The following is a 16449-nucleotide window of genomic DNA, read 5'->3' as shown; positions in this document are numbered from 1 at the left end:
CAGTGTGGCATGGATCGCGTGAGAAAAGACAGGATGCCGCCCCGATGGTCGTCCAAATCGTGGACGTCGGACGACACATCGTGGTCGCTGGGCTAGCGTCCAGCGACAAAAGGGCCTGCGACCGATCCGCAGGAAAAGGCGGCCCTTGAGCCGCCTTCGTTCGTCACATCACGGAAGGTGCTCATGACCTCCAAGACAGGGGAGAGCGAGTCTCTTCAGGCGCCCCCGCGAGAGCAGTGGAGCGGTCAGCTCGGCTTCCTCATCGCCGCCATCGGCTCGGCGATCGGGCTGGGCAACATCTGGCGCTTCCCGGGCGTGGCCTATACCAATGGCGGCGGCGCCTTCATCGTCCCCTACGTCATCGCACTGCTGGCGGCCGGGCTGCCGATCCTCTTCCTCGACTACGCCCTGGGGCACCGCTTCCGCGGCTCCCCGCCGGCGGTCTTCCGGCGCCTGTCCACCAAGCTCGAGTGGCTGGGATGGTTCCAGGTCTTCATCTGCTTCGTCATCATGACCTACTACGCAGTGGTCGTGGCCTGGTCCCTGCGCTACATGCTCTTCTCGGTCAACATCGCCTGGGGCGACGATGCGGGCGGCTTCTTCCAGCACTACATCGGTGTGGACCGGCTCGGGGAGGGAGTCAGGTACTCCCCGGAGATCGTCATGGGCGTGGCCCTCCCGCTGCTGTTCGTGTGGGGCTTCGGTCTGGTGGTGACCGCACTGGGAGTCAGCGGGGGCGTGGAGAAGGCCAACAAGATTTTCCTGCCGTTGCTGGTCCTCATGTTCGCCGGCCTCGTGGTGCGCGCCCTCATGCTCCCGGGCGCGGGGGAGGGACTCAATGCGCTGTTCACGCCCAAGTGGTCCGCCCTGCTGGACTACCAGGTGTGGATGGCGGCCTTCGGACAGATCTTCTTCTCCCTGTCGGTGGGATTCGGCATCATGCTCACCTACGCCTCCTATCTCCAGCGGCGCCGCTCCAACCTCGTGGGAACCGGCCTCGTGGCGGGCTTCGCCAACTCCTCCTTCGAGTTGTTCGCGGGCATCGGCGTCTTCGCGACCCTTGGCTTCATGGCGCACACGCAGCATGTCGGGATCAGCGAGATGAAGATCACCGGGCCCTCTCTGTCCTTCGTCACCTTCCCCACCGTCATCGCCCAGATGCCCGGCGGCGCGTTCTTCGGGGTGCTCTTCTTCGCCTCCTTCTCCATGGCGGGACTGACCTCTTTCATCTCCATCATCCAGGTGGTGGCGGCCGGCGTGGGGGAGAAGCTCAACCTGACACCGAAGAAGGCCTCCCTCGTCGTCGGCGTCCCAGCCGCCGTCCTGTCCTTCGTCCTGTTCGCCACCAGCTCGGGCCTGCCGGATCTCGACGTCGTGGACGCCTTCATCAACAACATCGGCGTGGTCGCCTCGGCCATTATCATGTGTGTGGTGGTCGCCTGGGTCCTGCGGCGCGCCAGGCTGCTTCAGGACCACCTCAATGCAGTCTCCGAGTCCCGGATGATCGGCCTGTGGTGGCGGGCACTCGTCGGTGTCGTCGTCCCCGTCCTGCTGGGTTACATGTTCGTCCAGACCCTGTGGACGTATCTGTCCGAAGGATATGAGTCGGAGGCCTACTCCAGCGGCTTCGTCATGGTCTTCGGATGGGGGATGCTACTGGTGGTCGCCCTGTGCAGCGCCGTCATGAGCCTCATCCCCTGGAAGACCCCGGTGGATGAGTTCGAGGCCCTCAAGCTGGAGGCCGATCCCCAGGAGGAGGACTGAGATGACCGGAATCGCCGTGCTCATCATGTTGCTTGCCATCGTCATCATCTGGGGTGGCCTGGCGGTGTCCATCACCGCACTCATCTCACGCGGACGCCGCGAGGACCGTGATGCCCGGGCCGAGGCCTCGGCGCGGGCCCGTGAGCACATGCTCAACCCAGAGCAGGCCGACTGATCGGCGTGGTCCACTGAGATCGTCTGGCGAGATCCACTGAAAAGAGAGACTGACTCCACCACCCGTCTGGGGCCCGGTTCGGCCGGTTTCCAGACGGGTGGGACACAATACGCCTATGACTCAGACTGATGTGAGCCCCCGGGTGCTGCCCCGTCTGGTGGCCTTCGACCTCGACGACACGCTGGCGCCCTCGAAGTCGGCCATGCCACCTGCCATGGCCACAGCGCTCAGGCGGCTGCTCGACGTCGTCCCTGTCTGCATCATCTCCGGGGGACAGGTGGGGCAGTTCCGCGACCAGGTCCTGGCCCACCTCGACGCCGACGACGACGAGCTCTCCCGGCTCCACCTCATGCCCACCTGCGGAACGCGCTACTACACCTACGACCCCTCCCGTGCCGAGCGCGACGAGGACGCCTGGATGCTGGTCTACGCCAACGACCTCACTCCTGAGCAGATCCGCACCGGTTTCGAGATCGTTGAGGCCCAGGCCCGCCGCCTCGGCCTGTGGGAGGAACGGACCTGGGGGGAGATCCTGGAGGACCGCGGCAGCCAGATCACCTTCTCCGCCCTGGGGCAGGAGGCCCCTCTGGACGCCAAACGCGCGTGGGACCCCACGGGTGAGAAGAAGGCCGCCCTACGAGACGCCGTCGCCCCCCTTCTGCCGGACCTGGAGGTCCGCTCGGGTGGCTCCACGAGCGTCGACATCACTCTCAAGGGAGTGGACAAGGCCTACGGCATGAGGCGCTTGGCGGAGGTCACCGGCATCGCCTTGGAGGAGATGATCTTCGTCGGTGACCGCCTGGACCCGGAGGGAAACGACTACCCCGTCAAGGCTCTGGGCGTGCCCTGTCAAGCCGTGAGCGGCTGGCAGGACACCGTCGCCTACGTCACCTCCCTGGCGAGTCTTATCGCCTCTCAGACGCATGGTGGTGAGGACCCCGCCTCCCAGGTCGCGCTGGGTGCTCGTCTCTGAGGTGAGCCGTGGTACCGACATCTTCAGACTCTGACACCGATGCCGGCACCGGCATCACCGAACGATCAGGAGACATGTGGGACGATCTGCTGACGGCCGTGCGACGCAGTTGCGCCCTGGTCGTGACGCTGGTGCTGTCACCGCGCATCTGGTGGCGTCGTCGTCGCCCCGGTACCCGCACGGCGATCAGTGCGGCGGCATTGATCCTGGTCTCCAGCACGGTCTCCCTCCTGCTGGGGCTGTCCACGGCGACGGCCTCGACGCCGGTCGGCCCGCATGAGGCGACCTGGTCGACAACGCTGGACTCCACCGTCACGCTGGATCTCGGGCCGTTGGGAACCGCTTCGATGGAGTCCCCTGCCGGAATCCTTGGCGTCAAGGTGGTCCTGGGGGAGATCCCGGGTGACCCGACACCCGATACGGCCAATGCGGCCAGTGTGGGGCAGTCCCTGTCCTCCGATGCGACCTCCTACCTCTCACTGGTCTCCCACCCCGATCTGACGATCCGGCAGGGTCTCTACGGACTGGCCGGCGACGCCCTGCGTCGGGCCGGGGTCGTCGAGGCGATCTTCCTGTGCTGTGCGGCCGCCTGGCGCCTGGCGCCGACCAAGCCCTGGCGCGAGACCGTCCGAGCCGGCGTCTCGCACCGCTGGGCGACGACGGTCGCGGTCTCCGCGACCGTGGCCACCGTGACCTCCCTCCTGGTACCGGCCATGCGCACGGCCACCTCGCCCGGCTCCACCCTGTCCGTGCTGGAGGGGACCCCGCTGGCCCAGGCCCGCTTCTCAGGACGCATCGCCGATGTCGTCACCGCCTACGGTCCCAAGGCGCGTACCTTCGTGGAGACCAATAAGGGCTTCTACGCCAAGGCGGACACCAACTTACGGGCGGCCTGGAAGGCCGCCGAGCAGACTGAGGGGCTGGTGGACGTCACCGCCGTCGATGGGAAGGTGAACACCGAGGACCTGCAGGCCCGGGTCGAGGCGTCCTCCGCGAAGACCCTGGTGAAGGCCGCCCCCAAGCCGGAGGCCGGCGCCGCCCCGCAGCCGTCTGAGAGCCCGAGCGCCACCGCGACGCCCTCGATCTCGGTGACGGGAGCCCGATCAGTGCCCGAGCGCGGACGCAAGACGGCCGTGCTCACTACGGACCTGCACTGCAACCTCGACGTCATCGCCTTCTCCGGGGTCCTCGACCAGCTCTCGGGTGCCGATGTCCACATGGACGACGGCGACCTGACCATGACCGGCTCGGATCCCGAGCGGGTGTGCGTCGACGCGTTGACCCAGGCGGTCCCGAGCTCGACGAAGAAGGTCGCCACGATCGGCAACCACGACTCCGACGCCACCGCCGCCCGCCTGCGCTCCCAGGGATGGACCGTCACCGACGGCTCGGTCCAAACGGTCGCCGGAATTACCGTCCTGGGTCACGACGACGCCGAGCGCACGACGGCGGCGGGTACCAAGCCCCGCAGTGGCGAGACCACCGAGAAGATCGCCTCCCGTCTGGCCGAGGTCAGCTGCGGGGGCACGCCGGTCGACGTCGTCCTCATCCACCAGCCCGCCACCTTCGACACGCTCACGAAGGAGGGCTGCGCGCCGCTGCTCCTGGCCGGGCACGTCCATGCAGAGCGGGGGATGACCACGGCGATCAGTCCCCGAACCGGTCGTCCCGTCACCGGGATCATCTCGGGCGCGGGCAAGGGCGGCACGTCACTGGGCTCGGTCACCGAGGACGCCTTCCTCCACGTCATGTCCTTCGACTCCACAGGAGCGCTGGTGGCCTGGCGTGCGGTCATCCTCCACTCCGACGCCTCGGTGACGGTGGGGGCCTGGAGGTCCGTTCCCGGTGTCGCCCCGGGACAGACGACAGCCACGATGGCCTCGACCCCGAGTCCGTCGGCTTCGGCCACCCCGGTACCGACACCGACCGGGGCTCAGCAGGGCGCGAGATCTGAGGACGCCTCGCAGACGCAGGAGGAGGGGGCCGAGCCCCAGGGGGAGACCGATCTTTCGGACGGGTAGGGCACAGGCGACCGTTGTGACATACGCTCTCGTCTTGATAGCCCCACGACGCCCAGAAGAACTGTGACGCACCACCGGTGAGGAGACTGACGATGTCGCGCATGCCCACAGATGCCGAGATCGATGAGATGAGCGAGGAGGAGCTGGAGGCCTACCTGGGCTCCGCCCCCGCTCAGGAGCTCGACCGGCGCACCCGTCGTGATGCCGACGACGACTCGGGCGAGCGCCCTGCCTGGATGCGACGCTCCGGGGCCGAGCGGGGATTCGGCTGGCTGCTCACCGTGTGCGCGCTCATCGGGATCCTCGCCTGCTGGGAGCTCATCAGCGCCCAGCTCGACCTGCTGCGCAACCCGGACGCGGAGCTCGTCTGCGACGTCAGCCCCCTGGTGTCCTGCGGCGACTCCCTCAACGTGTGGCAGGGCAACCTGCTGGGGGTGCCGAACTCCTTCGTCGGGGCCATCGCCTTCGGGGCCCTGGCCGCCATCGGCCTGGTCCTGCTCAGCGGCGCACGGCTGCCGCGCTGGATGTGGTGGGGGCTCAGCGCCGGCAGCCTCGGCGGGATCGCCTTCGTCATCTGGTTCCTGTCCGTCTCCATCATGACCTTCGGCAAGCTCTGCCCCTTCTGCATGGTCATCTGGTCCATCACCATCCCGGTGGCCGCCCACTCGTGGGCCTGGGCCGCGGCCGGCGGGCACCTGGGGCTGCGCGACAACCTGGCGCTCGACATCCTCAAGGCCCGCTGGTGGATCATGGCGGCGATGTACCTGGCGGTTGTCCTCACCATCGTCATCGCCTTCGGCGGCCAGCTGGCCAGGTTGGTCGGGTGACTGCGCCCATGGAGCAGCGGGCCCCGACCGGCTCCGGTGGGAAGCCCTCGGTGACGGGGGACTCGACCGTCACGCAGGACTACCTCAAGGTCGTGTGGGCCGCCTGCGAGTGGGGCGGCGCGGGCGCCTCCGTCACCGGACTGGCCAAACGCATGGAGGTGGCCCCCTCGACCGCCTCGGAGAACGTGGCTCGTCTCGTGGAGGAGGGGCTGCTCGTCCACGAGCCCTACAAGGCCGTCACCCTCTCCGAGGAGGGGCGACGTCGCGCCATGGGCATGATCCGCCGCCATCGCATCCTGGAGACCTACCTGGTCACTCGGCTCGGCTTCGGCTGGGACGAGGTGCATGCTGAGGCCGAGGAGCTCGAGCACGCCGTCTCTGAGCGGCTGCTGGAGAGGCTCGACGCGGTCCTGGGGCACCCCACCCGTGATCCGCATGGGGACCCGATCCCCACGGCCGACGGCCGCCTCATCGTGCCCGACCTGGTGGGCCTGGAGACGTTGCCGGTGGGCTCCGACGGCGTCGTCGGACGGATCCAGGACGACACCGAGACGCTGCGCCGCCTGGAGCGGGCCGGCATCGGGCTGGACAGCCGGGTGCGGATCCGCGATCGGGGCACCGTGGCGCCGGCCGTGGAGGGCGGTGGCCGCAGGCGGGCGACCGTCATCGCCCTGCTGGACGACGACGCCTCACGCGGCGCAGTGCCCGCGGGCGCCCCGGAGGCCGTCATCCCCGACGGCTCCCTGTGGCTGTTGGGCTGACTCGGGGCCGGGCCTGGACGGAACCGGGCGCGGCTGGGGGACAATGGGGCCATGAGCACGATTTTCACCAAGATCATCAAGGGAGAGATCCCCGGCCGTTTCGTGTGGGCGGACGAGATCTGCGTCGCCTTCGCCACCATTGAGCCGCACACCGACGGGCACGTCCTCGTGGTCCCGCGGCTCGAGGTTGACTCCTACGTGGACGCGCCCGATGACGTGGTGGCGCACCTGGCCGTGGTCGCCAAGCGCATCGGCGCCACGCAGGTGCGCGTCTTCGAGGTGCCCCGGGCCGGGCTCGTTGTGGCCGGTTACGGCGTCGACCACCTGCACCTCCATGTGCTGCCGATCCGCTGTGAGGAGGACCTGTCCTTCTCCTCGGCCCGCCACCCCGAGGCCCCCGAGCTCGATGCCGCCATGGAGCGCCTGCGGGCCGGCCTCGTCGAGGACGGCTGGGGCGAGTTCGTGCCCGCGCAGATGGACAGCGCGGCGCTCGCGTAGCCCCGACGCTACCCCCTTCGTCCTCGTCAGAAGGGTGGGGCTTGGTCGATGAGGGGCGCTAGTCCCAGGGAGTGGGCGGCCCTCGGAAGAGGGGTGGTCTCGTAGTCTCCCGCCTTTTCGCCGGGTAGGGGGCCTCGGGTCACGAGGCGGGCACTACCGCTGCTGGGCTGGGTACGGTCGAGGGCGGTGTTGAATCGGTCGATGAGCTCAGGGCCGATCTGCTGGCTCAGGTCGGCCGGGACGACGGTGCTGGGAACAAGGTGTTGGTGGGGGCCGACCTTGTGGGGCAGGCGGTCGATGGTGCCGTCTGGGTGGCGCCGATAGACGGTCTTGTCCGGAGTGTGCCAAGACAAGACCCCGCTGTCACGGTCCCTGGTGAGTGCCCATCCGGGAGTGTGCTTGAGTCGGTGATGGGCCTGACAGAGCACCACGAGGTTGTCCAGGCTGGTGGTCCCGCCCTGGCTCCAGGCGGTGAGGTGGTCGATATCGCAGCGGGAGGCCGGAGTCTGGCAGGTGGGGAAAACACATGTTTTGTCGCGGGCTCGTACGAGGTCCGCAAGTCCCACCGGAGGCCGGTACCTGGTGCGGCCGACGTCCAGGACGGTGCCGCTGGCGGGGTCGGTCACCAGGCGCCTCCAGGTCCCGCCGGCGGCCAGGGCCCAGGCAGTCATGGCCGGTACCGCTGCGCTGCGCGCCCCGATCCTCACCTCAGCGACCTCTACTGGTGTGGCGGAAAACGGGGAGATGACCTGGGCGGTGGGCTGGATGGTGGGAGCAACTGGGGCGAGTTCAGGCAGACTCCTCCCTCTAGGCCCGGGCAGACTTCTCCCACCGGGGGTGGGCAGATTTCTCCCGCCGCTCGGGGAGTCTGCGCTGTTGAGAGGCTCGGGCGCGGCGGTGGAGCATTCGCCAGGGCCGGCTCCACCTGGATCAAGACAGCGGGGGTCGTCGGGGCTCTCGCTGTCCCCAGGACCACAGCCCCCAGAAATGCCGTCCCGGAGCCGGTTGTCTTCGGATGAGGTGCCGGGGCTGCCGCCTCCGGGATCGACGCCGCCGGTGGGGCCCTCTTCCGGCTGAGCCAGACCAACCAGGCTGCTCAGAGGAACGGTGACGTTGACGTTGATACGGATGCCTTCTGGCAGAGGAAGGTGACCGGTGGCTGAAGGGGTCCACCACGGGCTGTTCGATCCCACCAGGCCGCTCAAAGCGCCCAGGAGCCCTTCCAGAGGTACCCCGTCAGGCAGCAGTCTCCGCGGGTCTGCACCCGCCGTGGCATCGGTATCCGAGTCGTCGTGGGAAGCACGTGAGCTTGTTGATATCACAGGCGAACAGGCCCGTGCTGGCGAGCTGTCCCCGCCGGTCCGCCCCTCAGTCCGATTGCCGGAAATGCCCTGGGCCGGCTGGCTGAAGGCCGCGATCTGGCTGGTGCGAAGCACGGACAGGGACATCGCGGTGATGGCATCGGCTCTAAGCTGACCCAGGGTGCGCTTCTCGCCGCAGGCCCGCGCCGAAGCGGCGATTGCGTCCAGGGTGGCGTCCAGCAGCAGGGCGTCCATAGTCGGCAGCAGAAGCCGGACTTGGCAGAGGCCCTCTCCTGCAGGCCGGGGGCGCGATACACACCGCTGCTCGGTATTGTTCTGGCTCCGCTCAGCGTGGCCGTCAGGGTCGATCTCCATCAGGGCACGATCCAGATCCCGCCCCACCTGCGACACGCTCCGCCTAGGCGCCTGAGGCAGAACCTTGTCCTGGACCGCCAGTGCCACTGGAGTAGGTACGTCTTCCAGGCGGCGGGTCACCAGGAACGCCTTCGCCGAGTCCAGGACCCCGCAGCGTTCCATGGCCTCAACCGGGGCGAAGCCCATGCTCATGAGGGCCTGGCCGTGATCCACCATCTGACCGGCCCGAGTCCGAGAGACGCCCAGGCGGGTGGAGAGCAGACAGGTGGCATTGAACCGCCGCTCCTCATAACCCACCACCGGAGAGACCTCAGCATGCGGACCCCACTGGCCCGGGTGACTGGACAGCTCAGGGCACCCGGTCAGGCAGGCCGCCGCCAGGGCCTCGCCCCAGGTGGCCCAGGCCGCCAGGCGGTGGCAGGCCGCGGCCAGCTCTCCCAAACCCGAGGCCCCCAGGGCAATCAGTCCCGAGGTGCCGACCTCCTCCACGCTCATTGTTCGGCGCTGTTCGGAGGCGGCCACCAGCGCCACGTCAGTACCCGACTCATTGGTGAAGAGGGACGGCACGGCAGCCTTGGCAGCGGTAGAGCACTCGTCGTCGGCGTCCTGGGCAGTCACCAGCAGGCGGGCCAGCAGCCCCTCCACCACACCGGCCAGCGCCTGGCCCGCACCCAGGGAGGCCAACAGGCCTGCCGTCTCCTCTGCCGAGACCTGCGGTATCGACGTAGGAGCCCCGCCAGGCGCACCCAGCATCCCGACCGCATCACCGGCCGGGACGCGAGGAAGCACACCACCTTCGAACATATGTACAGTATAGCAAGTGGTGCCCGTGCCCCGCACGCTGAAGCAGGCTCCAGAATCACTGGAACAGCAACGATTAGCCGCATATCTGGCGCCTTTATCGCCGGCGCCTTCTCTCTCGGAGCCGGCGTGACGGCCCGCAGAGACCGCTCGAACCTTGCTGGGCTCCACCGACGTGACCGGTCTCGCCCGCCCGTGGGGCGGACGCCGTCGGGCCCCGATGCTGCCGGGCGATAGGCTGTGCCCCAGCACCAGGAAGCACGAGTAGGAAAAGAGCGCTGCCGCGATGTCAGAGAGAACTGCACCGGTCGAGTCCGACACCCCCTTCCGCTACACGGCGGAGCTGGCGGACTCCATCGAGACTGCTTGGCAGGACCGCTGGGAGGCCGAGGGCACCTTCAACGCCGATAACCCCGTCGGCGCTCTGGCCGGCCCCGGAGCGGACAAGGAGAAGTTCTTCCTGCTGGACATGTTTCCCTACCCCTCCGGCAAGGGCCTGCACGTGGGCCATCCGCTGGGCTACATCGCCACCGACGTCGTCGCCCGCTTCACCCGGATGACCGGCAAGAACGTCCTGTACACGATGGGCTACGACGCCTTCGGCCTGCCCGCCGAGCAGTACGCCGTCACCACCGGCCAGCACCCGCGCATCTCCACCGAGGCCAACATCGCCAACATGCGCCGCCAGCTGCGCCGCCTGGGTCTGTCCCACGACCCGCGCCGCTCCCTGGCCACCATCGACGTCAACTACGTGCGCTGGACCCAGTGGATCTTCCTGCAGGTCTTCAACTCCTGGTTCGACCCAGAGGCCCCGCGCCGTGACGGCCGCGGCAAGGGGGCGGCCCGGCCGGTGTCCGAGCTGCGCGACAAGCTAGCCTCCGGTCAGGTCCCCGTCTCCGACGGCCGCGACTGGGCCGCCCTGAGCGCCTCCGAGCAGGCCGAGGTCATCGACTCCTTCCGCCTGGCCTACGTCTCCAACGCCCCCGTCAACTGGTGCCCCGGCCTGGGCACGGTGCTCGCCAACGAGGAGGTCACCTCCGAGGGCCGCTCCGAGCGCGGCAACTACCCCGTCTTCAAGCGCAACCTGCGCCAGTGGATGATGCGCATCACCGCCTACGGCGACCGCCTCGCCGAGGACCTGGACACCGTGGACTGGCCCGAGAAGGTCAAGCTCATGCAGCGCAACTGGATCGGCCGCTCCGAGGGCGCCGAGGTGACCTTCGCCGTGCCCGGGACCGGTCAGGGCGCTGAGCAGGACGCGTCGCTGAGCGTCTACACCACCCGCCCCGACACCCTCTTCGGTGCCACCTTCATGGTGGTGGCCCCTGAGCACCCCATGCTGGGCGGCCTCCAGGCCTCCGGCTCGGTGCGCACCGAGGCTCAGATCGCCGACGACGCCGCGGCCCTGACCGTCCCGGCCGCCTGGCCCGAGGGCACCAAGGAGGCCTGGACTGGCGGCTACGCGACCCCCGCCGAGGCCGTGGCCGCCTACCGCGCCCAGGCCGCGGCGACGTCGGACGCCGACCGCACCGACGAGGGGCGGGTCAAGACCGGTGTCTTCACCGGCTTCTTCGGCATCAACCCCGTCAACGGGGCGAAGGTGCCGGTCTTCGTGGCCGACTACGTCCTCATGGGCTACGGGACCGGCGCCATCATGGCCGTGCCCGCTCACGACGAGCGCGACTACGCCTTCGCCACCAAGTACGACATCGACATCATCCAGACCATCGGCCCGGCCGACGACCCCCACGGCGTCGACCTGACCGCCCAGGCCTACACCGGTGATGGCGTCGTCGTGAACTCCGCCCAGGGCGACCTGGACATCAACGGCATGGGCAAGGACGAGGCCAAGGCCACCATGATCGGCTGGCTGGAGGCCAAGGGCGCCGGCCGTGGCACGGTCACCTACCGCCTGCGCGACTGGCTCTTCTCCCGCCAGCGCTACTGGGGCGAGCCCTTCCCGATCGTGTGGGACGAGGACGGCGGCGTCCACGCCCTGCCCGAGTCGATGCTGCCGGTCGAGCTGCCCGAGGTCACCGACTACTCACCGCGCTCCTACGACCCCGACGACGCCGAATCCTCCCCGGAGCCGCCACTGGGCAAGGCCACCGAGTGGGTCGAGGTCGAGCTCGACCTGGGTGACGGTCCCCGGACGTACTACCGCGAGACCAACACGATGCCGCAGTGGGCCGGCTCGTGCTGGTACGAGATGCGCTACATCGACCCGACCGATGACAAGGCGCTCGTCGACCCGGCCAACGAGGCCTACTGGATGGGGCCGCGCCCCGAGGCCGGCAACATCTCCGGCGGCACCGACCTGTACGTCGGCGGCGTCGAGCACGCCGTCCTGCACCTGCTCTACTCGCGCTTCTGGCACAAGGTCCTGTTCGACCTGGGCCACGTCTCCTCCTCCGAGCCCTACCACCGCCTCTTCAACCAGGGCTACGTCCAGGCCTACGCCTACACCGACTCCCGCGGCCAGTACGTGCCCGCCGACGAGGTCGAGGAGGTCACCGCCGAGGACGGCACCACCAGATACCTGTGGCAGGGGCAGTCGGTGGACCGCGAGTACGGCAAGATGGGCAAGTCCCTGAAGAACATCGTCACCCCCGACGACATGTACGAGGCCTACGGCGCCGACACCTTCCGCGTGTACGAGATGAGCATGGGACCGCTGGACGCCGACCGCCCGTGGGACACCCGCGCCGTCGCCGGCAGCCAGCGCTTCCTGCAGCGCCTGTGGCGCAACGTCGTCGACGAGACCACCGGTGAGTTGACGGTGGTTGACGAGAGCGCCGACGAGGAGACCCGCCGGCTCGTGGCCAAGACGATCGTGGGCGTGCGCGAGGACTACGAGGGGATGCGCCTCAACACGGCCATCGCCAAGCTCATCGTCCTCAACAACCACCTCACCGGACTCAGCGCGGTTCCGCGCGAGGCTGTCGAGGCCCTTGTCCTCATGACGGCGCCCGTGGCCCCGCACATCGCCGAGGAGATCTGGAAGCGCCTGGGCCACGAGCACTCCCTGGCCCACGAGGACTTCCCGGTCGTGACCGACGAGTCCCTGCTGGCCGCCGACAAGGTCACCTGCGTCATCCAGGTCAAGGGCAAGGTCCGTGACCGCCTCGAGGTCGACCCCGACATCTCCGAGGCCGAGCTGGAGAAGCTGGCCCTGGCAGCCCCCGGCGTCATCCGCACCCTGGACGGGCGCGGCGTGCGCAAGGTGATCGTGCGCGCCCCCAAACTGGTGAGCATCGTTCCCGAGTGACCGGGGCGGGCCCCACGACGGCGCCGCTCACGGCCGCGCCGCGGTGGCCCAGGAACAGCATGAGGGGCTGCACGAACCGAGATGGTTGGTGCAGCCCCTTCGCCTTGCTTGAGCCGGTTCTCAGCGGCGCCTGAGAGTGCCGAAGATGGAGCGCGTGATCTCGCGGGTGATCTGGCGGCCCACCGAGCCGATGGTCTTCTCGACCTCCCGCCGGCGGCGCTCGGCGGCCTTCTCCGCCTCGCGCTGGCGACGCTGGGCCTCCTTGACGGCCTCGCGCTCCAGGCGCTCTGCCTCCTTCTGACGCTGAGCCGCCTGGCGGGCGGCCTCCTTCTCCAGGTCCTTCTGCGCGGCGGCATCGGCCTTGGCCTGCTCCTTGGCGGCCTGCTCAGCGGCACGAGCGGCCTCTGCGGCCTCGGCATCGGCCTGGACCCGCTGGGCCAGCAGCTCGTAGGCGGACTCGTTGTCCACGCCCGTGGCGTACTTGGGTTTCAGCGGTGAGGAGGCCAGCACCTGGTTGACCGTGCCGTCCTGGGCCGGCCCCATGACGGCGGCGGGTACATTCACGACCACCGGGGCCACCGGGGCGGGGCGCCCCTTCTCGTCCAGCACACTGACGACGGCCTGACCGGTGCCCAGCGACGTGAGCACCCGGCTGAGGTCCACCGGGCTGACCGGGAAGGTGGAGACCGCCTTCTTAAGGTTGGCGGCGTCGGCCGGGGTGTGGGCGCGCAGGGCGTGCTGGACCCTGCTGCCGAGCTGGGCCAGGACCTCGTCGGGAACGTCCGTGGGGGACTGGGTGATGAAGACGATGCCCACGCCCTTGGAACGGATGAGCCGCACCGTGCGCACCACGGCCTCCAGGAAGGCCTTCGAGGCTCCGGAGAACAACAGGTGGGCCTCGTCGAAGAAGAACACCATGGTGGGCTTGTCCGGGTCGCCGACCTCCGGCAGGGTCTCGAAGAGCTCGGCGAGCAGCCACATGAGGAAGGTGGAGAACAGCGTGCCCTGGGACTGGATGTCGGCCAGCTCCAGCGCGGAGATGACGCCGCGACCATCGGGGGAGACCCGCATGAGGTCACGCACGTCGAGAGCCGGCTCACCGAAGAAGGCCTCACCACCGGCCGCCTCCAGGGCGGCGATCTCACGCAGGATGACCCCGGCCGTGGCTGCAGAGACCCCACCGATGGTCTTGAGCTCCTCCTTGCCGGCATCGGTGTTCGTCAGATAGTCGACGACGGCGCGCAGGTCCTTGAGGTCCAGCAGGGCCAGCCCCTGGCTGTCCGCCCAGTGGAAGACCAGTTGGAGGGCGGAGGCCTGCGTGTCGTTGAGGCCCAGGACCCGCGAGAGCAGGATCGGCCCGAACTCGGTGACCGTGGTGCGGATCGGGGTGCCGCTGATACCGGCGCCGGACTCCGACCCACCGAGGTTGAACAGCTCGATGGGGAAGGACTGGCCCTTCCAGTCCTGACCGGTGGAGGCGATGCGGGAGGCGATCTTGTCATTGGAGGCTCCCGGCTCGGCCAGGCCGGTCAGGTCCCCCTTGACGTCGGCCAGGAACACCGGGACACCTGCTGCCGACAGTCCCTCGGCCAGGAGCTGAAGCGTGCGGGTCTTACCGGTACCGGTCGCCCCGGCAACCAGCGCGTGCCGGTTGAGCAGCCCCAGCGGGATGCCCACCGACAGGCCCTTGACCGCCGCGGGCTCGCCGCCCGAGAGCGTATCGAGGTAGGTGCCCACCGGCAGGGTGGGGGAGGAGAAGCCGTACCCGGAACGCACCTGGGCGGTATAGCCGGCCTCCTCAGCCTCCTGACTGCCCGAGGCCTGCTCGGCCTCAGCGACGCCCTCAGCCTGCACGGGGGCCTGCTCCTGAGCCTGCTCAGCAGTCGGCGCCGGTTCACCGGCCGGAGCCTGCTCGGCTGCCGGCTGTGCGGCCGGTTCTGCGGCCGGCTCGGCAAGGGGTGCGGCGGTGGCTGTCTGGGCGGCGGGCTCGCCCGGTGCGTCAGCAATGCGGGATTCGGCGGCCTGCTCCACCGCCGAGGCCGGGGAGGAGGCGATGGCGGCGTCGAGGGCCGCCTGAGCGGCGGCTGCCTTGGCTGCGGCGGCTTCGGCGGCGGCCTGGGCGGCCTCGGCCTTGAGACGTGCGATCTCAGCGGAATCGGTCATGGCCTCATCGTAAACGCCGAACCTGCCAGAGCGCTGACCCGGGCGTGCCAGAAGCCCGGCCGACAGGGTAGCCTCGGGTCTCGATGGCGTTGAGATAGTACGTCTGGTCCCACACCTGCCCGTCCCCAGTGCCGCGAGGTTTGCACGCCCCATGTTGCCCCCTGCGTCGTCGTTTCCGGAAGAACCGCCCCTCGTGGGCCAGTCGCTGGTGCACCCGTCCCGCAGAGTCAGGTGACCCTCATGCGGATCGCCTTCTTCATTGACGACTACCTCCCCTCCGTCCACGGCGTGGCCACCTCCACGGCCACCTTCCGCTCCGCCCTGGAACGCATGGGACACGAGGTCTACGTGGTGGCCCCTAAGGCCGAGCGCTATGAGGAGACCGACGACCACGTCATCCGCCTGTCCTCCTCGCGCTACTACGTCTTTGACAGCCGCGAGGTCGCCACCATCTATCCCGGCCTGGCCAGGCGCTTCGACGCCTACGACTTCGACATCGTCCACAGCCAGACCCAGTTCAGCCTGGGCGTCCTGGCCCACTGGGTGGCCAAGCGCCAGAACATCCCCCACGTCACCACCATTCACACCCTCTACACCGAGCTCATCGACGACTACCCGCTGGCCGTGGTCTCCGGACTGCTGGCCCTGTCCGTCGCCTTCCCCGTGGCGCTCAAATCGCTGCCGGTCCTGCCCCGCCCCCACCGCGACTCCATCAAGCACCTCAACAAGCGCGACATGAAGACGGCGCTGTCCCGGCAGGGATGGCGGCTCACAGCGGCCTTCGCCAACAAGTGCGACGCCTGCCTGTCGCCCTCCCAGCACCTGGCACAGATCCTCATCGACGACGGCGGACTGACCGCCCCCTGCATGGTGCTGCCCAACGGGCTGGACTCCACCCGCTACCGCAGTGCTCGCGCCGCGGACTCACCCATCCCCAAGGCCCCCGGCGAGAAGATCATCATCTGCGTGGCCCGCCTCAGCCCGGAGAAGCGGCAGATGACGCTCATTGAGGCCATGCCCCACCTGGCCGACCTGCCGGTCAAGCTGGTGCTCGTGGGCCCCGGCCCCTCCCAGGAGGAGCTGGCACGGCGCGCCGAGGAGCTCGGGGTGGCGGACCGGGTGGTCCTGGTCGGTCAGCGCTCGCCGGAGGAGGTCGCCGTCCTGCTCAAGCAGGCCGATGTCTTCTCCCTGGCCTCCTACCACTTCGACAACCAGCCCATGGTGTTCCTGGAGGCCGCAGCTTCAGGGCTCCCGATCGTCTACTGCGACGAGCGGATGACCGAGTGCCTCACCGAGCGCAACGCGATCCTCACCGACGGGATCGAGGGGGAGGACTTTGCCCGGGTCTTCGCCTCCCTGCTGTCCGACGACGCCCGGCTCGCCGAGCTGTCCGACGGGGCCCTGGAGGTGGCTCAACAGTTCGACTCCGAGACGATGACCAAACGGCTCGTCAACCTCTACGAGGACCTCCTGGTCTCTGATCGCTGAAAACCCGCGGACCCGGGAGAACAGCGGCGCCTTG

The 16449-nt window shown here is 68.9% G+C and carries 11 protein-coding genes; 9 read left to right on the top strand and 2 right to left on the bottom strand.

All coding sequences use genetic code 11. From position 1 onward, the window contains the following. Positions 1-183 precede the first annotated feature (183 nt). The 7 genes from RIV12_RS01765 to RIV12_RS01735 all read left to right on the top strand — a co-directional run bounded on the left by RIV12_RS01765 (position 184) and on the right by RIV12_RS01735 (position 7019). Complete coding sequence (locus RIV12_RS01765; RefSeq protein ID WP_075417243.1) at positions 184-1764, top strand: sodium-dependent transporter; 1581 nt, start codon at positions 184-186, stop codon at positions 1762-1764. A 1-nt stretch (position 1765) separates the two neighbouring features. Beyond that, positions 1766-1939: a methionine/alanine import family NSS transporter small subunit gene (locus RIV12_RS01760; protein WP_075417242.1), complete on the top strand. Its 174-nt coding sequence runs from the start codon at positions 1766-1768 to the stop codon at positions 1937-1939. Between the two features lie 115 nt (positions 1940-2054). Beyond that, on the top strand, positions 2055-2912 hold the full coding sequence (locus tag RIV12_RS01755; RefSeq protein ID WP_309321798.1) for an HAD hydrolase family protein: 858 nt from the start codon (positions 2055-2057) through the stop codon (positions 2910-2912). A gap of 8 nt (positions 2913-2920) precedes the next feature. Beyond that, entirely contained in the window at positions 2921-4933 is a 2013-nt protein-coding gene (locus RIV12_RS01750) for a metallophosphoesterase family protein (RefSeq protein ID WP_309321796.1), read from the top strand. A 92-nt stretch (positions 4934-5025) separates the two neighbouring features. Then, on the top strand, positions 5026-5760 hold the full coding sequence (locus RIV12_RS01745; RefSeq protein ID WP_309321794.1) for a vitamin K epoxide reductase family protein: 735 nt from the start codon (positions 5026-5028) through the stop codon (positions 5758-5760). An 8-nt stretch (positions 5761-5768) separates the two neighbouring features. Next, positions 5769-6521 (top strand): metal-dependent transcriptional regulator, encoded by a 753-nt coding sequence (locus tag RIV12_RS01740; RefSeq protein ID WP_309321969.1) that lies wholly within the window; start codon positions 5769-5771, stop codon positions 6519-6521. 51 nt (positions 6522-6572) lie between these two features. Further along, the gene (locus RIV12_RS01735; protein ID WP_309321792.1) at positions 6573-7019 is read left to right on the top strand and encodes an HIT family protein; all 447 of its coding nucleotides are present in this window, start codon (positions 6573-6575) and stop codon (positions 7017-7019) included. A 26-nt stretch (positions 7020-7045) separates the two neighbouring features. Here the strand turns inward: RIV12_RS01735 and RIV12_RS01730 are convergent, their stop codons facing one another. Beyond that, positions 7046-9499, bottom strand: coding sequence for an HNH endonuclease signature motif containing protein (locus RIV12_RS01730; RefSeq protein WP_309321790.1), 2454 nt, complete (start codon positions 9497-9499; stop codon positions 7046-7048). Positions 9500-9782: 283 nt separating this feature from the next. Here RIV12_RS01730 and RIV12_RS01725 point away from each other — a divergent pair, with 283 nt between their 5' ends. Continuing rightward, on the top strand, positions 9783-12764 hold the full coding sequence (locus tag RIV12_RS01725) for a leucine--tRNA ligase (RefSeq protein WP_309321788.1): 2982 nt from the start codon (positions 9783-9785) through the stop codon (positions 12762-12764). Between the two features lie 120 nt (positions 12765-12884). Here RIV12_RS01725 and RIV12_RS01720 read toward each other — a convergent pair whose 3' ends face one another. Beyond that, positions 12885-14927, bottom strand: coding sequence for a helicase HerA-like domain-containing protein (locus RIV12_RS01720; RefSeq protein ID WP_075417233.1), 2043 nt, complete (start codon positions 14925-14927; stop codon positions 12885-12887). 231 nt (positions 14928-15158) lie between these two features. Between RIV12_RS01720 and RIV12_RS01715 the strand changes: the two genes are divergently transcribed. Beyond that, entirely contained in the window at positions 15159-16415 is a 1257-nt protein-coding gene (locus RIV12_RS01715; RefSeq protein WP_143224041.1) for a glycosyltransferase, read from the top strand. The last annotated feature ends 34 nt before the right edge of the window (positions 16416-16449 follow it).

This window comes from Actinomyces stomatis, assembly GCF_031292835.1.
GTDB classification, from domain to species: domain Bacteria; phylum Actinomycetota; class Actinomycetes; order Actinomycetales; family Actinomycetaceae; genus Actinomyces; species Actinomyces stomatis.
This window is presented reverse-complemented; position numbering and strand designations above follow the sequence as displayed.